The sequence below is a fragment of the Streptomyces sp. NPDC002588 genome (assembly GCF_040295925.1).
Taxonomy (GTDB): domain Bacteria; phylum Actinomycetota; class Actinomycetes; order Streptomycetales; family Streptomycetaceae; genus Streptomyces.
Window position 1 is genome coordinate 52917 of sequence record NZ_JBEOWF010000056.1, and the last position, 23020, is coordinate 75936.

At 72.0% G+C, this 23020-nt stretch carries 19 protein-coding genes and 1 pseudogene; 13 read left to right on the forward strand and 7 right to left on the reverse strand.

Annotated features, from left to right (window positions below; all coding sequences use genetic code 11):
* Nucleotides 1–49 precede the first annotated feature (49 nt).
* Nucleotides 50–883, forward strand: a complete 834-nt coding sequence (locus ABT057_RS42430) for a hypothetical protein (protein ID WP_352349478.1) — start codon at nucleotides 50–52, stop codon at nucleotides 881–883.
* 40 nt (nucleotides 884–923) lie between these two features.
* Here the strand turns inward: ABT057_RS42430 and disA are convergent, their stop codons facing one another.
* Nucleotides 924–2048 (reverse strand): DNA integrity scanning diadenylate cyclase DisA, encoded by a 1125-nt coding sequence (disA, locus tag ABT057_RS42435; RefSeq protein WP_352349480.1) that lies wholly within the window; start codon nucleotides 2046–2048, stop codon nucleotides 924–926.
* Between the two features lie 79 nt (nucleotides 2049–2127).
* The gene (radA, locus tag ABT057_RS42440; protein ID WP_352349482.1) at nucleotides 2128–3537 is read right to left on the reverse strand and encodes a DNA repair protein RadA; all 1410 of its coding nucleotides are present in this window, start codon (nucleotides 3535–3537) and stop codon (nucleotides 2128–2130) included.
* Between the two features lie 263 nt (nucleotides 3538–3800).
* On the opposite strand from radA, the gene ABT057_RS42445 reads away from it, so the two are divergent.
* Nucleotides 3801–5648, forward strand: a complete 1848-nt coding sequence (locus ABT057_RS42445; RefSeq protein WP_352349484.1) for a hypothetical protein — start codon at nucleotides 3801–3803, stop codon at nucleotides 5646–5648.
* Nucleotides 5649–5665: 17 nt separating this feature from the next.
* On the opposite strand, the gene ABT057_RS42450 is transcribed toward ABT057_RS42445, so the two are convergent.
* Nucleotides 5666–6559 carry a DUF3109 family protein gene (locus ABT057_RS42450; RefSeq protein WP_352349486.1) on the reverse strand — a complete coding sequence of 298 codons (894 nt, stop codon included), beginning with the start codon at nucleotides 6557–6559 and terminating at the stop codon, nucleotides 5666–5668.
* Nucleotides 6560–6630: 71 nt separating this feature from the next.
* Here ABT057_RS42450 and ABT057_RS42455 point away from each other — a divergent pair, with 71 nt between their 5' ends.
* The 4 genes from ABT057_RS42455 (at nucleotide 6631) to ilvD (ending at nucleotide 11276) form a co-directional block, all read left to right on the forward strand.
* The gene (locus ABT057_RS42455; protein WP_352349488.1) at nucleotides 6631–7563 is read left to right on the forward strand and encodes a Ppx/GppA family phosphatase; all 933 of its coding nucleotides are present in this window, start codon (nucleotides 6631–6633) and stop codon (nucleotides 7561–7563) included.
* 148 nt (nucleotides 7564–7711) lie between these two features.
* A complete protein-coding gene (locus tag ABT057_RS42460; protein WP_352349490.1) occupies nucleotides 7712–8536 on the forward strand; it encodes a sugar phosphate isomerase/epimerase family protein in 825 nt (274 codons plus the stop codon).
* A complete protein-coding gene (locus ABT057_RS42465; RefSeq protein ID WP_352349492.1) occupies nucleotides 8533–9240 on the forward strand; it encodes a TetR/AcrR family transcriptional regulator in 708 nt (235 codons plus the stop codon). Before ABT057_RS42460 ends, ABT057_RS42465 begins: the two co-directional genes overlap by 4 nt.
* A gap of 182 nt (nucleotides 9241–9422) precedes the next feature.
* Nucleotides 9423–11276 carry a dihydroxy-acid dehydratase gene (gene ilvD, locus ABT057_RS42470; RefSeq protein ID WP_352349494.1) on the forward strand — a complete coding sequence of 618 codons (1854 nt, stop codon included), beginning with the start codon at nucleotides 9423–9425 and terminating at the stop codon, nucleotides 11274–11276.
* A 74-nt stretch (nucleotides 11277–11350) separates the two neighbouring features.
* On the opposite strand, the gene ABT057_RS42475 is transcribed toward ilvD, so the two are convergent.
* A complete protein-coding gene (locus tag ABT057_RS42475; RefSeq protein ID WP_352349496.1) occupies nucleotides 11351–13498 on the reverse strand; it encodes a protein kinase domain-containing protein in 2148 nt (715 codons plus the stop codon).
* A 181-nt stretch (nucleotides 13499–13679) separates the two neighbouring features.
* Between ABT057_RS42475 and ABT057_RS42480 the strand changes: the two genes are divergently transcribed.
* The 3 genes from ABT057_RS42480 (at nucleotide 13680) to ABT057_RS42490 (ending at nucleotide 15519) form a co-directional block, all read left to right on the forward strand.
* Nucleotides 13680–14003, forward strand: coding sequence for an SH3 domain-containing protein (locus ABT057_RS42480; protein WP_352349498.1), 324 nt, complete (start codon nucleotides 13680–13682; stop codon nucleotides 14001–14003).
* Nucleotides 14004–14114: 111 nt separating this feature from the next.
* Entirely contained in the window at nucleotides 14115–14672 is a 558-nt protein-coding gene (locus tag ABT057_RS42485) for an EamA/RhaT family transporter (protein WP_352349500.1), read from the forward strand.
* A 70-nt stretch (nucleotides 14673–14742) separates the two neighbouring features.
* Complete coding sequence (locus ABT057_RS42490) at nucleotides 14743–15519, forward strand: class I SAM-dependent methyltransferase (protein ID WP_352349502.1); 777 nt, start codon at nucleotides 14743–14745, stop codon at nucleotides 15517–15519.
* Here the strand turns inward: ABT057_RS42490 and ABT057_RS42495 are convergent.
* On the reverse strand, nucleotides 15483–16901 hold the full coding sequence (locus tag ABT057_RS42495; RefSeq protein WP_502974056.1) for a SulP family inorganic anion transporter: 1419 nt from the start codon (nucleotides 16899–16901) through the stop codon (nucleotides 15483–15485). The genes ABT057_RS42490 and ABT057_RS42495 overlap by 37 nt on opposite strands.
* Nucleotides 16902–17177: 276 nt before the next feature.
* Here ABT057_RS42495 and ABT057_RS42500 point away from each other — a divergent pair, with 276 nt between their 5' ends.
* The 3 genes from ABT057_RS42500 (at nucleotide 17178) to proC (ending at nucleotide 19642) form a co-directional block, all read left to right on the forward strand.
* Nucleotides 17178–17957: an ABC transporter ATP-binding protein gene (locus ABT057_RS42500; protein WP_352349506.1), complete on the forward strand. Its 780-nt coding sequence runs from the start codon at nucleotides 17178–17180 to the stop codon at nucleotides 17955–17957.
* Nucleotides 17954–18733 carry an ABC transporter permease gene (locus tag ABT057_RS42505; protein ID WP_352349508.1) on the forward strand — a complete coding sequence of 260 codons (780 nt, stop codon included), beginning with the start codon at nucleotides 17954–17956 and terminating at the stop codon, nucleotides 18731–18733. The genes ABT057_RS42500 and ABT057_RS42505 overlap by 4 nt, the downstream gene beginning before the upstream one ends.
* Before the next feature lie 96 nt (nucleotides 18734–18829).
* Nucleotides 18830–19642, forward strand: coding sequence for a pyrroline-5-carboxylate reductase (gene proC / locus ABT057_RS42510; protein ID WP_352349510.1), 813 nt, complete (start codon nucleotides 18830–18832; stop codon nucleotides 19640–19642).
* 28 nt (nucleotides 19643–19670) lie between these two features.
* On the opposite strand, the gene ABT057_RS42515 is transcribed toward proC, so the two are convergent.
* Nucleotides 19671–20258, reverse strand: coding sequence for a cysteine hydrolase family protein (locus ABT057_RS42515; protein WP_352349512.1), 588 nt, complete (start codon nucleotides 20256–20258; stop codon nucleotides 19671–19673).
* Nucleotides 20259–20333: 75 nt separating this feature from the next.
* On the opposite strand from ABT057_RS42515, the pseudogene ABT057_RS42520 reads away from it, so the two are divergent.
* Nucleotides 20334–21358 (forward strand): annotated as a pseudogene (locus ABT057_RS42520) (GlxA family transcriptional regulator).
* Here the strand turns inward: ABT057_RS42520 and trpS are convergent.
* Complete coding sequence (gene trpS, locus ABT057_RS42525; protein ID WP_352349514.1) at nucleotides 21277–22323, reverse strand: tryptophan--tRNA ligase; 1047 nt, start codon at nucleotides 22321–22323, stop codon at nucleotides 21277–21279. The pseudogene ABT057_RS42520 and the gene trpS sit on opposite strands and share 82 nt — an antisense overlap.
* Between the last annotated feature and the right edge of the window lie 697 nt (nucleotides 22324–23020).

Sequence of the window (23020 nt, forward strand, 5' to 3'; positions counted from 1 at the left end):
GCGGCGGGTGGGGCCAGCGAACGCGGCGATCTCTCGTACAGTTTGCGCCGTGGGATCTCTGCGCAATCCGATAGGGCCGCTTCCCTCCTCCATCTACTGGCGCCGGAGGGTTGTACTGCTGTCCGTGATCGCCCTGTTGGCGCTGCTCATCACGTGGATCGTCACCTCGGGCGGGGGAGGCGGCGACAACGGAGCCAAGGGGTCCGACGGCAAGAATCCCGCGTCCTCGATCACTCCGGGGCCGTCCGGGTCCGGGCCCGCCATCAGCCAGGCTCCGGGCGGGCGCGACGAGTCGAGCGCGGGCGCCACCAGCGGCTCGGGTTCCGCCGGCTCGGGCAGCGGGACGGGCGGCGACGAGGGCTCGAACTCCGACGGGTCGGGTTCCGGGTCGGGCTCCGGCTCCGAAGACGGGACCGGCGGCACGGTCGGCGGGGCGGACGGCAGCGGCTCGAGCACGACCCTGCCGGCCGGCACCACCCTGCCCAACTGCACCGCCAGCGTGGTCACGTTGAGCCTCGGCAGCGTCCGCAACTCCTACTCGCCGGACGAGACGCCCACCTTCCGGCTGACCGCGAAGAACTCCTCCGCCAACGACTGCAAGGTCGACCTCGGCCCGAAGAACGCGGTGCTGACGATAACTCAGGCGGGCAGCGACGACGACTACTGGTCGTCGGCGGACTGCCCCAAGGCGTCCGGGAGCCTGCTGTACCGGGTGCCTGGCGGGGAGAGCTTCACGTACACCGTGAAGTGGGACCGCAAGCCGAGTGCGCCGCAGTGTGCGACGCCTCCGGCGGGGGCGGCCGGTGCGGGCACGTATCTGGTGGAAGCGAAGGCTCCGGGGTTCGCGAAGGCACAGACGTCGTTCGTACTGGCGGCTGACTGAGGAAAGGCGTCACGGCCGGCCGGGACTTTCGAAACACGCCCTAGACGTAGCGCTCCAGGATCGACGACTCCGCCAGCCTCGACAGGCCCTCGCGGACGCTGCGGGCCCGTGCCTCGCCGACGCCGTCCACCGTCTGGAGGTCGTCGACGCTGGCCGCGAGGAGCTTCTGGAGGCCGCCGAAGTGCTCCACCAGGCGGTCGATGATGGCGCCGGGCAGCCGCGGGACCTTGGCCAGCAGGCGGAAACCGCGCGGAGAGACCGCGGAGTCGAGCGCCTCGGGGGAGCCGGTGTAACCCAGCGCGCGGGCCACCGTGGACAGTTCGAGCAGCTCGGCGTGGGTGAGGGCGTCCAGCTCGTACAGCGCCTCGTCGACCGTGCGGGAGCGCTTGGCGGTCGGCTCGGGGACGTAGTCCCGGACCACGAGCTCACGCTCCGGCTCCACGCCCGCGATCAACTCGTCGAGCTGGAGGGCCAGCAGACGGCCGTCCGTGCCCAGTTCGACCACATATTCGGCGATTTCGGTGGCGATGCGGCGCACCATCTCCAGGCGCTGAGCCACCGCGGAGACGTCCCGGACCGTCACCAGGTCCTCGATCTCCAGCGCCGACAACGTTCCCGCGACCTCGTCCAGACGGAGCTTGTAGCGCTCCAGAGTGGCGAGGGCCTGGTTCGCGCGGGACAGGATCGCCGCGGAGTCCTCCAGGACGCGGCGCTGGCCGTCGACGTACAGGGCGATCAGCCGCATCGACTGCGAGACCGACACGACCGGGAAGCCGACCTGCTTGGAGACCCGGTCCGCCGTGCGGTGCCGGGTGCCCGTCTCCTCCGTGGGGATCGTGGGGTCCGGGACCAGCTGGACGCCCGCCCGCAGGATCTTCGACAGGTCGGACGAGACCACGATCCCGCCGTCGAGCTTGCACAGCTCGCGCAGGCGGGTCGCGGTGAACTCCACGTCCAGGACGAACCCGCCCGTGGACATCGTCTCGACGGTCTTGTCGGAGCCGAGCACGATGAGCCCGCCGGTGTTGCCGCGGAGGACCCGCTCGAGGCCGTCACGCAGGGCCGTGCCCGGTGCCACCGCGCTCAGCGCGGCGCGCATCAGGCGCTCGGTACGGGAACTCCCACCGGACTTTCCGGGAGCTGCCGCCCGGTCGTTGGCTGCCACTGCACTCCTCCGGTCGCAGGTCTGGGCGCTCCCGTTTCGCGCACTCGGTTCGTACGGACGGGCGAGACCAGGGCAAAGTCTACCGGCGCTCCTCCGTCTCCCGTGGGGCCTCTCGGCGACGGGACCGCGGCAGGACCCGCAGGGCGTCCCCCATGTCCGCCACTTCGAGCACCTTCATCCCGGTGGGGATCTTGCCGGGATCGCCCGGCACGAGCGCGTGCGTGAAGCCCAGGCGGTGGGCCTCGGCGAGCCTGCGCTGCACGCCCGTGACCCGTCTGACCTCGCCCGCGAGGCCCACCTCGCCGATCGCGACCAGGTTTTTCGGCAGGGGGGTGTCGCTCGCGGCGGAGGCGAGGGCGAGCGCGATCGCCAGGTCCGCGGCGGGCTCCGAGAGCTTCACACCGCCGACCGTCGCCGAGTAGATGTCCCGCTTGCCGAGCGCGCTGATGCGGCCGCGCTGCTCCAGGACCGCGAGCATCATCGAGACGCGGGAGGTCTCCAGGCCGGAGGTGGTGCGGCGGGGTGAGGGGATCTGCGAGTCGACGGTGAGGGCCTGCACCTCGGCGACGAGGGGGCGGCGCCCCTCCAGGGTGACCGTCAGACAGGTCCCGGGGACCGGTTCGTCACGTCTGGTCAGGAAAAGTCCGCTCGGATCGGCGAGGCCGACGATGCCCTCGTCGTGCAGCTCGAAGCAGCCGACCTCGTCGGTGGCGCCGTAGCGGTTCTTCACGCCGCGCACCAGCCGCAGGCGGGCGTGCCGGTCGCCCTCGAAGCTCAGGACGACGTCCACCAGGTGCTCCAGGAGGCGGGGGCCGGCGATCGCGCCGTCCTTGGTGACATGGCCCACCAGCAGCGTGGACATGCCGCGTTCCTTGGAGACGCGGATCAGGGCGCCCGCGACCTCGCGGACCTGGGCCATGCCGCCCGGCGCGCCGTCGATCTCCGGGGAGGCGACCGTCTGCACCGAGTCGAGGATCAGCAGCGACGGCTTCACCGCGTCCAAGTGGCCCAGGACGGCGGCCAGATCGGTCTCGGCCGCGAGATAGAGGTGGTCCTCGATGGCGCCGATCCGGTCGGCCCGCAGCCTGACCTGGCTCGCCGACTCCTCGCCCGTCACATACAGCGTGCGGTGTTCGTCACTCGCCGACTTGGCCGCGACGTCCAGCAGCAGGGTCGACTTGCCCACACCGGGCTCGCCCGCCAGCAGCACCACCGCGCCGGGCACCAGACCCCCACCGAGCACCCGGTCCAGCTCGGGCACGCCGGTGGAGCGGGCCGTGGCCTGCCGGCCGTCGACCTGGCCGATGGGCACGGCGGAGGTCGTGACGCGGCCCGGTGACGTCGTACGGACCGCGGGCGCGCCGTACTCCTCGACCGTCCCCCAGGCCTGGCACTCGGGGCAGCGGCCGAGCCACTTGGCCGTCTGCCAGCCGCATTCCGTGCAGCGGTAGGACGGGCGGTCCTTGGTGGTCTTCGTGCGGGCAGCCATGGGGGAAACCGTAGCCGCCTCCACTGACAGCCGGGCGTGCCTGTGGACGACCGGAGCTGCCGGTGCGGCCGGCGCGATGGGACACCTGTGGAGAAAACATGGATAATCCGGACACCTCCTTCGATCCGGCCACCTTCCGCCACGAACGGGCCACGGAACCTCCGGTTCCTGTCCCCTTATGAGGGATCGTTTCACCCGTACGGATTAAAAGGACTCAAGGGACAAGAGGAGCTCGTTCCGGGCCGCCTACGGTCGCACGGGTGATGAGCAGCAGCCCGGAAACCTCGACCCGCACGACCGGCGCACACCGGGCGCACCGGGAGGCGCGTGACCGCGCCGCGGGGCGCACACTGGCGCAGCGACCGCCCGCGCGCTACGAGCCGTACCTGGACGGACTGTTCACCTACTGCCTGTCCGTGCTGTGCGACCACGACGCGGCCACCGCCGCCCTGGGTGACGTCCTCGCGCTCGCCGAGCGGCGCGGCCAGCGCGTCCCGGACGCCGCCGACCGCAGGGCCTGGCTGTACGCCCTGGCCCGCTGGGCCTGTCTGCGCAAACTGGCCGAGGCCAGGCAGAAACGGCAGGGCGGTCACGCGGCAGGACGCTCCGGAGCCCACCGCCCCACCGGCCCACGACCCACGGCCGCTGCCGGCCCCTCCGGCTCCTCTGACCCCTCCGGCCCCACCGACCTCTCCAGCCCCACCAGCCCCACCAGCCCTTCCAGCCCATCCAGTCCCGGCAACTTCTCCGGTCCCGACGTCCTCCATGAGCAGCGGCGGCGCGAACTGGCCCTGCTCGCCTGGCCGGAGGCGGCCGGCACCACCCCCGAGCAGCGCGAGGCCCTCGAACTCGCCGTACGTCACCACCTGGCCGCCCACGAGGTCGCCGCCGTCCTCGGCATGGACCACACCGCCGCGCGCGAACTGCTCGCCTCCGCCGCCTGCGAGGTCGAACGCACCCGCGCGGCCCTCGCCGTCGTGGAGACCGGCGGCTGCCCCGGCGTGGCCCGTCTCACCGGCGATCACCACCTGGTCCTCAGCGCCGCGCTGCGCCGCGAACTCGTCCGGCACGTCGACGACTGCCCCCGCTGCCGCCGGGCCGCCGAGCGCGCCGTCCCCGGCCGTTGGCCCGGCGCCGGGGTCACCCCCGCCGAGCTGCCCGTCCTGTCCGCCCCGCGCGCGGAACTGCACGTCGCCATGTCCCGGCTCCCACGCGCGCGGGGTGCCGCCGTGCCCCGCTTCGACCGGCGCGGCTTCCCGGTGGACCCCAAGGACCGCGCCGCACGCCGTGAGCGGCTCCGCGCGCGTGCCGTCACGACCACCGTCGTCGCCACCGTCGTCGCGGCGCCCGTGCTCGCCCTCTGGGCGGCCTACCGGGGCGCGCCCACCGCCGAGGGCGCCGACGGCCGCTCGGTCGGCGCCAGCGAGGTGCACGACTCCGGGAGCTTCGGCAGCGAGGCCGCGGACGGCTACGAGAACACGGGGAACGCCGGCACCCGGCCCGGCACAGGCTTCGGCAAGGAAACCGGACCGGACGTGTCCGTGGAGGTCGTCAGCGTCTCGGGCCTCGGCGCGAAGAGCGCCGGCCGACTGGCCGTGACCGCCGGCACCAGCGGTGACACCACCCTCATCACGCTCACCGCCTCCAGGGACGCCGACGAACCGGTCCGCTGGTCGGCCTCCACCTCGGCCGCCTGGCTCTTTCTGAGCCGCTCCACGGGCGTTCTGCGGCCCGGGGAGTCGCTGACGGTGAAAGTGCACGTCGACCACCTGCGGGAGCCGTCCGGGAACTGGCACGCGCGCGTGGCGATCGCTCCGGCGGGCACCGTCGTCACCATCGACGGCTACGGCACCGCGGCGGGCCCTGCGGACCCCGCCGGTCCGGGTGCCGGTCCCGGCACGGGTCCTGGTGGCGGTCCCGGTACCGGCCCCGGCGGTCCGACACCGACGCCGTCCGAACCGGACCCCACCCCCACCGACCCGGCGGCCCCGGGGCCCGCCCCGACCGACCCCCCGACGTCGGCCGATCCGCAGCCCACGCCCGGCGACTCCCCGTCCGCCCCGGCGGGGTCCACGCCACCGTCCGGCGAAGCGAGCCCGCCCGCCACGTAGGCCGGCCGGCCCGTCTCTCAGGCGCTCGGGCCGACCGGGTCCGCCGGATGCGGTGCCAGCAGCGGGAGCTGCGAGGCGAGGCGCTCCTCGCACAGTTCGACGAGACGGTCGTAGCCCGCCTTGCCCATCAGCTCGGTCAGCTCCGCCCGGTAGGACACGTACACCGGGTCGCCGGCGCCGTGCGCCGAGGTCGCCGACGTGCACCACCAGTGCAGGTCGTGGCCGCCCGGACCCCAGCCGCGGCGGTCGTACTCGCCGATCGACACCTGCAGCACGCGGGTGTCGTCGGGCCGGTCGATCCAGTCGTAGGTCCGCCGTACCGGAAGCTGCCAGCAGACGTCCGGCTTGGTCTCCAGCGGCTCACGGCCCTCCTTCAGGGCCAGGATGTGCAGCGAGCAGCCCGCGCCGCCGGCGAAGCCGGGACGGTTCTGGAAGATGCAGGAGCCCTGGAAGGGACGGGTCTGGCGGTCGCCGTCCTCGTCCTCCGAGACCCAGCCGCGCTCCGTGCCCTCGTCGTGGTGCTGCCAGATGTCGGGAGTGAGGCGTGCCACATGCTCGGCGACCCGCCGCTCGTCGTCCTCGTCGGAGAAGTGGGCGCCCAGCGTGCAGCACCCGTCGTCCGCGCGGCCCGCCTGGATGCCCTGGCAGCCGCTGCCGAAGATGCAGTTCCAGCGCGAGGTGAGCCATGTCAGGTCGCACCGGAAGACCTGCTCGTCGTCCGCGGGATCAGGGAACTCCACCCACGCGCGCGTGAAGTCGAGGCCCTTCTCGTCCGCCGTCGAAGCCGCCGCGGAGGCCGCAGCCCGAGCGGCTTCCAGGGCCTTCTTCGACTTCTTGGACGTCTCCTGCGGCTTCGCCTGCGAAGGACCGCCGGTGGATTTGTCGGTCTTCGCCTTTTTCGTCTTTGGCACCCGACCAGGGTAAGTCGCGTGAGGCCCCTTCGGGGACGGCCCACGGCCTCACTGGCAGTAGCGTTCCCTCCATGAGACTCGGTGTCCTCGACGTGGGATCGAACACGGTGCATCTCCTGGTGGTGGATGCACACCCAGGCGCGCGCCCGCTGCCCGCGCATTCGCACAAGGCAGAACTGCGCCTGGCGCAACTCCTCGACGACGACGGGGCGATCGGTCCCGAGGGAGTCGACAGGCTGGTCACGGTCGTCCGGGAGGCGCTCCAGGCGGCCGAGGACAAGGGCGTCGTGGACCTCCTGCCGTTCGCGACCTCCGCCGTGCGCGAGGCCACCAACGCCGACGACGTCCTCGCGCGCGTGCAGGCCGAGACCGGCGTCGAGCTCCAGGTCCTCACCGGCGCCGAGGAGGCCCGGCTCACCTTCCTCGCGGCCCGCCGCTGGTTCGGCTGGTCGGCGGGCAAGCTGCTGGTCCTGGACATCGGCGGCGGCTCCCTGGAGATCGCGTACGGCATCGACGAGGAGCCCGACGCGGCGGCCTCCCTGCCGCTGGGCGCCGGCCGTCTCACCGCGGGCTGGCTGCCCGGAGACCCGCCCGACGCCGAGGACATAAGGTCCCTGCGCCGGCATGTCCGCGCGCAGATCGCCCACACGGTCGGCGAGTTCAGCCGCTTCGGTGCCCCCGACCACGTCGTCGCCACCTCCAAGACCTTCAAGCAGCTCGCCCGGATCGCCGGAGCCGCCCGATCCACCGAGGGCCTCTACGTCCAGCGCGAACTGAAGCGCGAGTCCCTGGAGGCCTGGGTCCCGCGCCTGGCCGGCATGACCGCCGTCCAGCGCGGCGAGCTCCCCGGGGTCTCCGAAGGCCGCGCCAACCAGCTCGTCGCGGGCGCCCTGGTGGCCGAGGGCGCGATGGACCTGTTCGGCGTGGACAAGGTGGAGATCTGCCCGTGGGCGCTCCGCGAGGGCGTGATCCTCCGGCGACTCGATCACATGGGGTCTTCGTAGGCTCGAAGAGCGGCTTCGAAGGGCGGCTTCGAAGAGCGGCTTCGAAGAGCGCGCGGGAAGACAGCGCTTGAAAGGCGTCCGTGGCGAACACCACAACGGCGATCGGGTGCCCGGCATTCAGGCGACCGCACCCCGTAACCTGTCCCCCATGGCAGAGCCAGTCGTACGGATCCCGGATGCGAAGATCGCCCTGTCGACTGCGTCCGTGTACCCGGAGTCGACGGCGACGGCCTTCGAGATCGCCGCACGCCTTGGGTACGACGGCGTCGAGATCATGGTGTGGAACGACCCGGTCAGTCAGGACATGGAGGCACTGCGCCGGCTCAGTGACTACCACGGCGTCCCGATCCTCGCCGTGCACGCGCCCTGTCTGCTCATCACGCAGCGGGTCTGGTCGACCGACCCCTGGGTGAAGCTGCAGCGGGCCCGCGCGGCGGCCGAGAAACTCGGCGCGACCACCGTCGTCGTCCACCCGCCCTTCCGCTGGCAGCGGCAGTACGCGCGGGACTTCGTCCAGGGGATCTGGCGGATGGCGAACGAGACGGACGTCCGGTTCGCCGTCGAGAACATGTACCCCTGGCGCTACCGCGACCGCGAGATGCTCGCCTACGCCCCGGACTGGGACGTGACGAAGGACGACTACCGCCACTTCACGATCGACCTCAGCCACGCCTCCACCGCGCGCGCGGACGCGCTGCAGATGGTCGACCGCATGGGGGACCGGCTCGGCCACGTCCACCTCGCCGACGGAAACGGTTCGGCCAAGGACGAGCACCTGGTTCCCGGCCGCGGCGGCCAGCCCTGCGCCGAGCTGCTGGAGCGGCTCGCGGTGAACGGCTTCGACGGCCATGTCGTCATCGAGGTCAACACCCGGCGCGCGATGTCCGGCGCCGAGCGCGAGGCGGACCTGGCGGAGGCGCTGGCCTTCGCCCGCCTCCACCTGGCGTCGGCGGTGAAGGTGCCCCGCCGGTGACCGACAGCGATGGCACCCCCCGGCACGCGGGCCGCCCCTCCCGGCCGGAGCGGGCCGACTCCGCCGCCCCGCCGCCCACGGGATCCGCCGGGCCCGCCACCACCCCGTCCCGCCGCCGCGGCCGCCCCCCTCGCGCCGAGTCCGCCGACACCCGCGACCGGATCCTGGGCGCCGCGCGGGAGGAGTTCTCCGAGCGGGGCTACGAAAAGACGTCCGTGCGCGGCATCGCCAAGGCCGCCGGGGTGGACTCCGCGCTCGTCCACCACTACTTCGGCACCAAGGAGCAGGTCTTCGAGGCGGCCGTCGAGGTGGCCTTCGCGCCCGCGCTGAACGCCTCGGACGCCGTCGCCGAGGGCCCGCTGGACGGCGCGGGGGAGCAGCTCGCCCGGTTCGTCTTCGGCATCTGGGAGAACCCCGCCACCCGCACGCCGCTCCTCGCGATCCTGCGCTCGGCCGTGAACAACGACACCGCGGCCGCCGTCTTCCGCCGCCTGGTCGCCTCCCAGCTGCTGCGCCGCCTCGCCGCCCGGCTCGACCTGCCGGCCGACGAGGCCGAACTGCGCGCCGAACTGGCGGCCGCGCAGCTGGTCGGATGCGCGATGCTGCGGTACGTGATCAAGGTGGAGCCGCTGGCGTCGGTGGATGTCGAGCAGATCATCGCGCGCGTGGCACCGGTCGTACAGGGACACCTGACGGCTCCCTGACCCTTCCCGCCCGTCCCTGACCCTTCCCGACCCTTCCCGACCCTTCCCGGCTCTTCCTGGGCACCGAGATGTACGTCCCGCATTTCGGACACCTCGTCCCGCCCCCTGGATGACCGGCGTACGCTCAATAGCAGCCCTGTCCGTCTGATAGCAGCCCAAGCAGTCCCAAGGAGCGAGCGACGATGCCCGAGCTGAGGTCCCGCACAGTCACCCACGGCCGCAACATGGCGGGCGCCCGCGCCCTTATGCGCGCCTCCGGTGTACCCGGTGCGGACATCGGCCGGAAGCCGATCATCGCGGTGGCCAACAGCTTCACCGAGTTCGTGCCCGGCCACACGCACCTGGCGCCGGTCGGCCGGATCGTCAGCGAGGCGATCACCGAGGCCGGCGGCATCCCGCGCGAGTTCAACACGATCGCCGTCGACGACGGCATCGCGATGGGCCACGGCGGCATGCTCTACAGCCTGCCCTCCCGCGACCTGATCGCGGACTCGGTCGAGTACATGGTCGAGGCGCACTGCGCCGACGCCCTGGTCTGCATCTCCAACTGCGACAAGATCACCCCGGGCATGCTCATGGCGGCCCTGCGGCTGAACATCCCGACGGTCTTCGTCTCCGGCGGCCCGATGGAGTCCGGCCGCGCGACGCTCGTCGACGGCACGGTCCGCACGCTCGACCTGGTCGACGCGATCTCCGACGCCGTGAACGACAAGATCTCGGACGAGGACATCCTCCGCATCGAGGAGAACGCCTGTCCGACCTGCGGCTCCTGTTCCGGCATGTTCACCGCCAACTCGATGAACTGCCTGACCGAGGCCATCGGCCTCTCCCTCCCCGGCAACGGCTCGGTCCTGGCCACCCACACGGCCCGCAAACAGCTGTACGTCGACGCCGCGCGCACAGTCATGGACCTCACCCGCCGCTACTACGAGCAGGACGACGACACGGTCCTGCCGCTCAACATCGCCACCTTCGCGGCCTTCGAGAACGCCATGGCCCTCGACATCGCGATGGGCGGCTCGACCAACACGATCCTGCACCTGCTGGCCGCCGCCCAGGAGGCGGGCGTCCCCTTCGGCCTGGAGCAGATCGACGCCGTCTCGCGCCGCGTTCCCTGCCTGGCGAAGGTGGCGCCCAACGTCGCCAAGAACCGCACGTACTACATGGAGGACGTGCACCGCGCCGGCGGCATCCCCGCCCTCCTCGGCGAACTGCACCGCGCGGGCCTGCTCAACGAGGACGTGCACGCCGTGCACAGCCCGTCCCTCGCGGACTGGCTGAAGACCTGGGACGTGCGCGGCGGCTCGCCGTCCGCCGAGGCCGTGGAGCTGTGGCACGCGGCGCCCGGCTGCGTCCGCTCCGCCGAGGCGTTCTCCCAGTCCGAGCGCTGGGAGGCGCTGGACGACGACTCCGAGGGTGGCTGCATCCGCTCCGCCGAGCACGCCTACTCCAAGGACGGCGGCCTCGCGGTCCTGCGCGGCAACCTCGCCGTCGACGGCTGCGTCGTCAAGACGGCCGGCGTCGACGAGTCGATCTGGACCTTCGAGGGCCCGGCGGTCGTCTGCGAGTCGCAGGAGGAGGCCGTCGAGAAGATCCTCAACAAGCAGGTCACCCACGGCGACGTCGTCGTCATCCGCTACGAGGGCCCCAAGGGCGGCCCCGGCATGCAGGAGATGCTCTACCCGACGTCCTTCCTCAAGGGCCGCGGGCTCGGCAAGACCTGCGCGCTGATCACCGACGGCCGCTTCTCCGGCGGCACGTCCGGCCTGTCCATCGGCCACGCCTCCCCGGAGGCGGCGTCCGGCGGCACGATCGCCCTCGTCCGTGACGGCGACCGCATCCGCATCGACATCCCGGGTCGCTCGATCGAGTTGCTCGTCGACGACGCGGAACTCGAGCGCCGTGCACAGTCGTTGGACGGGGTGTACGCCCCGTCGAACCGCGAGCGCAAGGTCTCCGCCGCCCTGCGCGCCTACGCCGCGATGGCGACGAGCGCGGACAAGGGCGCGGTGCGGGACGTCTCGAAACTGGGCTGATCCCCACCCCGCCGGGCTCATCCACACCCTGTGCACAAAGGGGGCCGCCTCCTCAGGGGCGGCCCCTTCGCCCACTACCAGCCCGCGGGATCCCGCCCGTCGACGGCGAAGACGGTCCCGTCGGGGGCTCCGGTGTAGACGTGGCCGCCGACGAGGACGGGCGCGGGCAGTTCACTCGTCACCCGATCAGAGTGCGCCCCGAGGCGGGCCCGCGTCTGGCCGAGCAGCCGTCCGTCGCGCGCGTCCACGGCCAGGAGCCGTCCGTCCACCCCGGCGACGTACACATGCCGGTCGTCGGCGACGGGCGAAGAGCCACGGAACATCCCGGTCTCCAGGACCCACAGCCGCTTGCGCGCCGACGTGTCGACGGCCTCCAACGACCCCCCTGTGGACAGCAGATACACGACGTCCCCGCGCACACCGGCGGCCGGAGTCGCGCGCTGAACGGGCAGCTTCACCCGGTGCACCGACCCGGACCCGGGGTCGTAGCGGACCACCGCGTCGACGTCCGAGGACTTCTGGTCGACCGAGAGAAAGAAGAGGGAGCCCCGGTTGCTGCCGACGGGCGTCAGCGTGCCCTTCAGCCGCGCGTCCCAGCTCACCGTGCCGGTGTCCGGGTCCACGGCGGTGACTTTGGTGGTCCCGTCGTCGTCGGTGCGGATCGCGTACGCCACCGGATCCCCGGCGAACGAGGAGAAGATCGGCGTGCCCTGCCCCGGCACGGAACGGCGCCACTTGGTCTCGCCCGTCGCGCCGTCCACTCCCGTGACCTTGCCGTCGGCGGAAGTGAGCAGGAGGACGCCGCCTGCGGACTGCATCGCGACGTGCGCGGGCATGTCCCGCTGCCAGCGTGCCTTGCCCGAAGCGGGGTCGAGGGCCTCCAGCTTCGGGTCCTGGCCTGTCAGCGGCTGGACGAGCTCCCCCGCGAGCACCGGCGGCTCGCTGCGGAGCGACTCGGCGACGGAGTGCTTCCACCGCAGGGTGCCGTCGGCCGGGTCGAGGGCGTAGACCACGCCGGACTGGGCGCAGAGCAACTCGTCGGCCCCGTACGAGCACTGCGGCACGGTCTCCTGGTCGGACACCGACGGCGTGTCCCACGCGTCGAACCCGGCCGGCGTGGTCCGTGGGCTCGAACTGCTCGGCGCGGGCCCGTCGCCCGGCAACTGCACCGAGGCGAACACCCCGGCGGCGACGATCCCCAGCGTCCCCGCCACCATGGCCACCCGTCTGCGCGTCCTCCGTCCGGCTCGCCGACCGGGCTTCCCGACCGGCTCGGCCCCATCGGCAGGGCCGGCCGGAAGCGCCGCGCCGGCGGGGGCAACGGGGGAACCGGAATCCTGCCGGTCCTCGCCGTCCGGTCGCTGCTCCGGTATGAACACCTGCGTGTCGTACGACGCCGACACCGACCGCAGTTCCCGCATCAGCTCGTCCGGCGTCGGCCGGTCCTCGGGCTCCTTGGCGAGACACCGCCGCACCAGCGGAGCGAGAGTCGCCGGTACGCCCGTCAGGTCCGGCTCGTCGTGCACGACCTGGTAGGCCACGACGTACGGACTGTCGGAGTCGAACGGCCCGCGTCCCGTCGCCGCGTGCACCATCACCGACCCCAGCGCGAAGACGTCCGCGGCCGGCCCCACCTCCCGCGGCCGCCGGAACTGCTCCGGTGCCATGAACGGCGGCGTCCCGATCAGCTTGCCCGTCTCGGTGCGCAACTCGCTGTCTTTCGGCCGCGAGATACCGAAGTCGATGACCTTCGGCCCGTCCTCGGCGAGCAGCACGTTGCTCGGTTTGAGATCCCGGTGCACCACCCCGACCCGGTGGATGTCACGCAGCGCCTCCGCGAGCCCGGCCATCAGCCGCCGCAACTCCCCGGAGTTCATGGGCCCGTTCCCCTTCACCTGATCCGCGAGGGTCGAACCCGGGATGAACAGCGTGGCCATCCACGGCCGTTCGGCCTCGGGATCGGCGTCCACCACCGGCGCGGTGAAGGCACCGCTCACCCGCCGCGCGGCCGCCACCTCCTGCCGGAACCGGCCCCTGAACTCGGGATCCCACGCGAACCGGGCGTGCACGACCTTCACCGCGACCTTCATCCCGGAGGTGCTGCGGGCCATGTGCACCACGCCCATCCCGCCGGAGCCCAGACGCTCCTCCAGGAGGTAGTGACCGGCGTACTCCGGAAGTTCCGCTTCCGCGCCCGCTCCGGTGTTGCGCTGTGGCGTCATGGACCACCCCCGTGCTGTTGCTCCGCGCGCGCGACGCACGGAGCCTAGTCGATGACTCGTACGAGACAGAGGCGGCTTGCTAGCCTCCACGTACGAATCACGCACATGTGTTTCATGGCGTGTTTTAGGGGAATGAACGGGACCCCATGGCACTCATGGGGCTCAACGGGGGAGGACTTTCATGTCTGTCGACCATGTGGAACCAGCCGAGAGCAGCGGCGGGGCGGAGACCGTCACGACCGCCGCGGCCGCGTCCGTGACGTACTACCCGATCGCGCCGGGCGTCCGCCTGAACGTCCGCAGCGGCCCCGGCACCGCCTACAGCGTCGTACGCGTCCTGCCCGAGGGCTCCAAGGTCGCGATCTACTGCCAGACGCCGGGCACCACGGTCTCCGGCCCGTACGGCACGTCGAACATCTGGGACAACATCGGCAGCGGCGAGTACGTGTCGGACGCGTACGTGCACACGGGCAGCGACGGCTACGTCGCCTCGCGCTGCGCCTGACCGCACCGTCGAGAGGGGAAAACGGGCGTCGACGGGGACATCGCACCCCGCGGCGCCCGACCCGGCCCACCCACCCGGGACCCCGCCCCCGCCCGCAGTCATAATCGTCCCGTGAGCGACGAAAACGGCACCGCGGACACCCCGGCGGGCTCCCGGGACACCGACGCCCGGGACGCCCGGCACGCGCAGGGCACCCCCGGCGACCCGCCCGGCCCCCGGCCCGAGCCTCTGCGCTTCTTCGGCACCACCTGGGTGGACCACGACCGCGGCTACACCGCCCGCCGGGCCGGCGTGGCCGTCGGCGCGCTCGCCGCCACCACCGTCTCCTGCCTGGTCCTGCGGTTCGCCTACCAGGGCCTGGCCATCGCCGACATCGGCGGCTTCGTGACCCTCCTGGTCGTGGTCATGTTCGCGATCTGCAGCGCGCTCGCCTTCCGGCACACCTGGGACGGCTTCGGCAAGCGGCCCGACCCCGACCGCCAGGCCTCCCTCCGCGGACTGCTGGCCATCGGTTTCGTCGGCTCCCTCGTCGCCTACTTCTTCCGCGCTCTCACCGAGGCGCCCGGCGAGAAGCTGCACCGCGAGGAGTACGAGGCGGCGCTGAAGCAGCACGAGAAGCGCACCTCCCGCCGCACCGGCAACCCTTCCAAGAAGCGCCGCCGCGGCTGAACGTCCGCGCCCGTCGTCCCTCGCCGAAAACCCTGTTCTCCCCTCCGCCCGCTCCCGTCACCATGGCCTCATGACCGCCTCCTCGCACCCCACCAGGTCCCGGGCCCATTCCTTCAACGCTGCCGCGGCCCAGTACGCCGCCAACCGTCCTTCCTATCCGCCCGCCCTCCTGGACACCGTCGAGACGCTCGCCGGCCGCCCCCTCGGCGGTGCCCGGGTCGCCGACGTCGGCGCGGGTACCGGCATCGCCACGGCCCTGCTGCACGCCCGAGGTGCCCGCGTCGTCGCCGTCGAGCCCGGGGCCGGCATGGCGGCGCAGCTGCGCCGGGCCCTCCCGGAGGTCCCGCTCGTCCGAGGCGACGGCAACCACCTCCCCCTCGCCACCGCCTCCCTCGACCTGATCACCTACGCCCAGTCCTGGCACTGGACCGACCAGGCCCGCTCGGTCCCGGAGGCCCTGCGCGTCCTGCGGCCGGGCGGTGCGCTGGCGCTGTGGTGGAACACGAGCGCCGTGGAGGTGCCGTGGATCGAGGCCCAGGCCCGCCGCATGGAGCGCCACTTCGGCGTCGACGGCGTCGTCCCGACCAACGGCGACGGCACCCGCACCGCCCTCGCCGACCCCACCGGCAGCCTCGACTTCACCCACCGCCGCATCCGCTGGAGCCGCCGCGTCCCCGTCGACCTCCACCTGGCCAACATCGGCAGCCACTCGATGTTCCTGGTCCACGGCGAGGAGAACGCGGCCGCCTTCCTCGCCGAGGAACGCCGCCACCTCCTCGCCGCCTTCCCGGACGGCACGGTCGAGGAGACCTACGACGTCGAACTGCTGGTGGCCACCTCCCCCTGAAGCCCACCCGCGCGCTCCCGCTCCCGCTGCGCCCGCCGCTCCCGCGCCGCGGCCCACCCCTCCAGGGCCGCCGCGCAGGCGTGGTCCACATGCCGCAGTCCGCCCAGTTCCAGCCGGACCTCCCGGTCGGCCGGCAGCCCGTCCAGCGCGTCCAGCAGCTTCGGCAGCCGCAGGAACGTCGCATGACCGGCCACCCGCACCACGACTCCGGCGTCCCCCCGGTCCTCCGTCTCCACATGCACATGGCTGATCTCCCACGCCGTCTTCGCGACGGCGAGCGCCAGCCCGATCAGCACCCCCTGGAACAGATTCGCCACGAGGATCGCAACCGACGTCACACCGAGCACCAGAGACTCCGCCCGGTGCGCGCGCCACAGCCTCCGCAGCTCCCGCACCGGCACGAGCCTGCAGCCGGCGTACACCAGCAGCCCCGCCAGCGCGGCGGCCGGGACGACCTCCAGCACCCCGGGCACGATCGCCGTGAACAGCAGCAGCCACACTCCGTGCAGCACCATCGACGCCTTGGTCCGCGCCCCAGCCCGCACTCCCTCAGAGGCGCCACCGGCCGCGCTCCGCACGATCACCGCCGTCATCGGCAGCGCGCCCAGCACCCCGCACACGGCGTTGCCCGCGCCCTGCGCCATCAACTCCCTGTCGTAGTCCGTCCTCCTTCCGCCATGCGGCCGGTCCGCCGCGGCCGCGCCGGACAGCGACTCCGCGGACGCGATCAGCGCGAACGCCACGACGGTCCCGATCGCCCCCACTTCCGTCAGCCGCCCGAGATCCGCGGCCTGCGGCACCCGCACGGCATCCCAGAGCCAGCGCACCTGGATCCGCTGTACGTCCAGGTCGAACAGCCAGGTCACGCCCGCCGCCAGCGCCACGGCCGGCAACGGCGCCGGAACCAGGCGAGAACCGCGCCGCCACCGGCCCCACAGCACCAACACGACCAGGGTGGCACCCCCCACCGACAACGCCACCGGATCCGCCTTTCCGGGCAGCGACACCAGCCCGGCGAGCTTCGCGAGTCCGCCGGCCGGCGCGGCCGTGTCCCCGAGGGCGTACAGCTGCCCGGCGACCAGGACCAGCCCGATCCCGGCGACCATCCCCTGCACGACGGCCACGGGCACCGCCCGGAACCACCGCCCGAGCCCGAGCGCGCCCAGCACGGTCAGGCCCGCCGCCGGCCCGCTGATCCGCGGCCTGCTGCCGGGCAACAGGCCGACGACCAGCCCGCCGACGATTCCGGTGACCAGCCCCGACTCGGCGGGCACACCGGAGGCAAGGGCCACGCCCACGTACAGGGGCAGCGCGACGAGGAAGACGGCGAGGGAAGCGAACAGATCGGCCTTGCGGACACCACGGACACCACGGCACAACACGGAGCACCTCCGGTAGGGGACGGGAGATGCGTGGGCGCGCCGCGCCGGGGGAGGGCGCGGCGACGAAGGACATGAATTCCATTGTCGGTCAAGGCGTCCGGCCCGAAGGAGGCTTCTTGTGTGCACCCCGTGAACGCGGAGGCGAAGGAACCGGACCCTCCGCCTCCCATTCCACCGACGCGCGCCTGCGCCGCTCCCACGCGCCTGTGCCGCCCCGTGTGCCCCGCGCAGGCACGCCACTTGACGACCGGGACCCCCAGGACGATTATTCATCGCATGATGAATTACTCGTCCGGGCCGCCAGAGACCCCGGCCGTCACCGCCGAGAACCTCACCGTCGTCCGCGGCCCCCGCACCGTCCTCCACTCCCTCGGCTTCACCGTCCCGCGCGGCCAGATCACCGGCCTCCTCGGCCCCTCCGGATGCGGCAAGTCCACCCTGATGCGCACGATCGTCGGCACCCAGGCCAAGGTCACCGGCACCCTGGACGTCCTCGGCCGTCCCGCGGGCGACCCCACCCTGCGCACCCGCATCGGCTACGTCACCCAGGCCCCCTCCGTCTACGACGACCTGACGGTCCGCCAGAACCTCGACTACTTCGCCGCCATCCTCGACCCCGGCCGCGCCGCCGCCGGCCGCCGCCACGAACACGTCACCCGGGCCATCGCCGACGTCGACCTCATCACCCACGCCGACGCACTCGCCGGCAACCTGTCCGGCGGCCAGCGCAGCCGCGTCTCCCTCGCGGTCGCCCTCCTCGGCACCCCGGAACTCCTCGTCCTCGACGAGCCGACCGTCGGCCTCGACCCCGTCCTGCGCCGCGACCTGTGGAACCTCTTCCACCACATCGCCACCACCCGGGACGCCACCCTCCTCATCTCCTCCCACGTCATGGACGAGGCCGAGCGCTGCCACCGCCTGCTGCTCATGCGCGGCGGCGAGATCCTCGCCGACGGCACCCCCGAGGCCCTGCGCACCCGCACCGGCGCGGACACCGTCGAAGCGGCCTTCCTCACCCTGGTGGACGCGGCAAGCGAAAAGGAGACAACCCGATGACCACGACCACGGCACAGCCCCCGGCCCCCGCCACCCCCCTCAACCTCTCCCGCACCACCGCAACCGCCGCCCGCGTCCTGCGCCAGCTCCGCCACGACCCCCGGACGATCGCACTGCTCCTCCTCATCCCCTGCCTGATGCTGTTCCTGCTGCGCTACGTCTTCGACGGCGACCCGCGCACCTTCGACAGCATCGGCGCCTCCCTCCTCGGGATCTTCCCCCTCATCACCATGTTCCTGGTGACCTCCATCGCCACCCTGCGCGAACGCACCTCCGGCACCCTCGAACGACTCCTCGCCATGCCCCTCGGCAAGGGCGACCTCATCGCCGGCTACGCCCTCGCCTTCGGCATCCTCGCGATCATCCAGTCGGCCCTGGCCACCGCACTGGCGGTCTGGTTCCTGGACCTGGACGTCACCGGCTCACCCTGGCTGCTGCTCCTGGTCGCCCTCCTGGACGCCCTCCTCGGCACCGCCCTCGGCCTCTTCGTCTCGGCCTTCGCCGCCACCGAGTTCCAGGCCGTCCAGTTCATGCCGGCCGTGATCTTCCCCCAGCTCCTCCTCTGCGGCCTCTTCGCCCCCAGGAACACCATGCACCCCGCCCTGGAGGCCGTCTCCGACGTCCTGCCCATGTCCTACGCCGTCGACGGCATGAACGAGGTCCTCAGGCACACCGACATGACCGCCACCTTCGTGCGGGACGCGCTGATCGTCGGCGGCTGCGCCCTGCTGGTCCTCGGACTGGGCGCGGCGACACTGCGACGCCGGACGACCTGACCGACCCGACGTCCGCCCACCGGACACCCACCCCCACGGCTCCGCACGGGTGCGAGGATGAACCCGGACGACGAACCCCCCGGAGGGCCCCGCACCATGACCCAGAAAGTCGCAGTCCTCGGCACCGGCAAAATCGGCGAAGCCCTGCTCAGCGGAATGATCCGAGGCGGCTGGCCCCCGGCCGACCTCCTCGTCACCGCCCGCCGCCCCGAACGCGCCGAAGAACTCCGCACCCGCTACGGAGTCGTCCCGGTCGCCAACGCCGAGGCCGCCAAGACCGCCGACACCCTCATCCTCACGGTCAAACCGCAGGACATGGGCGCCCTCCTCGACGAACTCGCCGGGCAGGTCCCCGCCGACCGCCTGGTCATCAGCGGAGCCGCCGGCATCCCCACCTCCTTCTTCGAGGAGCGCCTCGCCCCCGGCACCCCGGTCGTCCGCGTCATGACGAACACGCCCGCCCTGGTCGACGAGGCCATGTCCGTCATCTCCGCCGGCACCCACGCCACCGCCGACCATCTCGCCCACGCCGAGGAGATCTTCGGCGCCGTCGGCAAGACCCTGCGCGTCCCCGAGTCCCAGCAGGACGCCTGTACCGCACTCTCCGGCTCCGGCCCGGCCTACTTCTTCTACCTGGTCGAAGCCATGACCGACGCCGGCATCCTGCTCGGTCTGCCCCGCGACAAGGCCCACGACCTCATCGTGCAGTCCGCGATCGGAGCCGCGACGATGCTCCGCGACAGCGGCGAACACCCCGTCAAGCTCCGCGAGAACGTCACGTCCCCCGCCGGCACCACCATCAACGCCATCCGCGAACTCGAGAACCACGGCGTACGAGCCGCCCTCATCGCCGCCCTGGAGGCCGCCCGCGACCGCAGCCGCGAGCTGGCCTCCGGCAAGAAGGACTGACCACCGGCACGGGAGCAGCGAGGGGCGGTCAGGCGCCGGCCGCCCCCACGATCTCCTTCGTGGTCACCGCCCGGGCGAACCCGCCCCCGTGCAGCGACACGGCCGACGCCTGCGCGAGCTCCTCGGCACTGCGCCGCCAGCCGAACGGCCCCTCCAGATCGAACGTGTACGTCGCGTCGTACGCGAACAACACGTCGTACCCGAGGTTCCCGCCCATCCGCGCCGTCGTCTCCGCGCACATGTTCGTCTGGATCCCGGCCACCACGATCTGTGAGATCCCCTGAGCCGTCAGCCAGGCCCCCAGATCCGGCGTTCCGAGGAAGGCCGAGTTCACGGTCTTCGTGACGAACAACTCGGCCCCGGCCCCCTTCCCCCTCCTCCTCTCGACGTACTCCTTGAAGTCGTTCCCCACATACCCCGGCCGCAGCGGCGACCGCGGTCCCGACGAGTCGTGCCGCACGAACACGACCGGCCGCCCCGTCGCCTGCCACACGTCGATGAGCGAGGCGATGTTGTCATCCGCACCGGGGTTGTTCCTGAAACCCCAGTAGCCGGGCTCGTCGAAGCCCTTCTGCACGTCCACGACCACCAGCGCTGCGTTCTCTGCGATGTCCATGCCCTCGATCCTGCCGCCGGGACCACCCACGCCCCAGAGGTACAAAAGTCAGCGATCGATGGTTTACTGCCAGACGTGGACCCTGCGTACCGCGTCGCCCTCGTCGCCTTCCCCGGCATCCGCGCCTTCGACGTCTCCGTCATCACCGAGGTCTGGGGCACCGACCGCACCGACCGCGGCGCACCCCACTTCGACCTGCGCCGAGTCGCCTGCGACACCGACACCCCCATCCCCATGCGCGGCGGCTTCGACCTCCACCCCGACCGCACCCTCGCCTGGCTGGACCGAGCCGACCTCGTCCTCGTCCCCGGCCTCGACGACCACCTCACCCCCGCCCCCGCCCCCACCCCCGTCCTCGACGCGCTCCGCCGCGCCCACACCCGCGGCACCACCCTCGCCGCCCTCTGCGGCGGAGCCTTCACCCTCGCGCAGGCCGGCCTCCTCGACGGCCGCCGAGCCATCACCCACTGGAACCTCGTCCACCTCCTGCGCACCCACCACCCCCACGTCACCGTCGTCCCGGACGCCCTCTTCATCGAGGACGACAACATCTGGACCGCCGCGGGCACGGCGGCCGGCATCGACCTCTGCCTCCACCTGGTCCGCCGCTCCCACGGCGCCGAAGCAGCCGCCACCATCGCCCGCTCCATGGTCACGGCCCCCTTCCGCACCGGCACCCAGGCACAGTTCATCGAGCACCCCACCGCGCCCGCCGACCGCGACGCCGACACGCTCGCCGCCGTCCGCGAACACGCCCTGCGCCACCTCCACGAACCACTCACCGTCGCCGACCTGGCGGCTCACGCGGGTATGTCGCCCCGCAGCTTCGCCCGCCACTTCACAGCCGCCACCGGCATCACCCCCTGAGCTGGCTCCTCGACCAGCGCATCGCCGCGGCACAGAAGCTCCTCGAACGCACCGACCTCCCCATTCCCGAGGTCGCCCGCCGCGCCGGCTTCGGCAGCGAGGTCACGATGCGACAGCACTTCGCATCGCGCCTCGCCACCAGCCCACGCGCCTACCGCGCCGCGTTCAGCACCCGGACCGGCTCCGCATCCGCGGGCTCCGCCACCGGCGGCAGCAACCCGATCGCGCGATAAGCGGTGTCCACGACGGGGCGCGCCATCTCCCGAGCCTTGTTCGCCCCGTCCCGCAACACCCCCTCCACATACGCGGGATCCGCACACAACTCCTGATGCCTGGCCCGCACCGGCCTCAGAACCTCGACCACGGCTTCCGCCGTGTCCTTCTTCAAAGCGCCGTACGACGAGTAACCGGCCGCCAGTTCCGCCGGGTTCCCGTCCGTGCACGCGGCGAGGATCTCCAGCAGATTCGCGAGCCCGGGCCGCCCCTCCCGGTCGTACACGACCTCCCGTCCGCTGTCCGTGACGGCCCGCATGACCTTCCTGCGCACCACATCGGGCTCGTCCAGCAGATAGACGATGCCCGGCCCGGTGTCGTCGCTCTTCCCCATCTTCGAACCCGGCTCCTGCAGATTCATCACCCGGGCCGCCACCGCCGGACGCGTGGCCTTCGGCACCACGAACGTGTGCCCGTACCGCTGGTTGAACCGCACAGCCAGATCCCGGGTCAGCTCGACGTGCTGCACCTGGTCGTCCCCCACCGGCACCTCGTCGGCCCGGTAGGCCAGGATGTCCGCCGCCATCAGCACCGGATACGTCAGCAGCGACAGCCGGACACTCCCACCGCGCTCCCGCTCCCGCGCCGCCTTCTCCTTGTACTGGATCATCCGCCGCATCTCCCCGTCGGTGGCCACGCACTCCAGCACGTACGACAACCGCGCGTGCTCATCGACATGGCTCTGGACGAACAGGGTGCACAGCCGAGGATCGAGCCCCGCCGCCAGCAACAGCGTGGCGGCCTGCCGACTGAGCCGGCGCACCCGCGCCGGATCGTGGTCCACGGTCAGTGCGTGCAGATCGACCACGCAGAACAGCGCGTCGGCCCGGTGCTGGTCCACGGCGGCCCACTGCCGCATGGCGCCCAGGTAGTTCCCCAGCGTCAGGTGTCCGGTCGGCTTGACCCCGCTGAAAACCCGCGTCATCTCTTCTGTCTCCGTCTCCTGGTCGAGGCCACCGTCCCGGCGGCCCGACCTCCTGGATCCGGAGTCCGGAGGGAGATACGAGAACGGCCGCCGAGTCGGCGGCCGTTGGGTGCGTACGTGAGCACGGGCCGCCGTCAGGCGGCCCGCCACAGGTGGGTGCACGTACGCGTAGTCATGTCTGCCAGGCTACTCCCCGGAGGGGCGTCAGGGACGTAGGTTGACACGCCCCGGGCGGATAAGTATTGTTCTCCGGGTTGTCCGATGTGAGCGCCGACTCCGGTCGGTCCCCGGACAGCCATTCCGCAGGTACCAACCACTCCTCGGCGAGCAGTCGTTTCGTCTGCCGTCGTGTCATTGGCGTGCGTATTCGCGAAATGAGGAATCCGCGTTCGAAAGGACGCAGGCCCCGATTGGCTTCGGGCGCCAGGAATCCGCTAAAGTCTCACTCGTCGGAACGGCCCGCAGCCGGGAAGGCAACCCCCTCTGACGGGGAATCAGACGCCGAAAGGTTCTGGTAGAGTCGGAACCGCCGGAAAGGAAACCGCGAAACAAAAGCGGGGGCCTGGAAAGCACCGAGGAAATCGGACCGGGAAACGGTCTGGTAGAGTCGGAAACGCAAGACCGAAGGGAAGCCCGGAGGAAAGCCTGAGAGAGTCTCTCGGGTGAGTACAAAGGAAGCTTTCGTTCCTTGAGAACT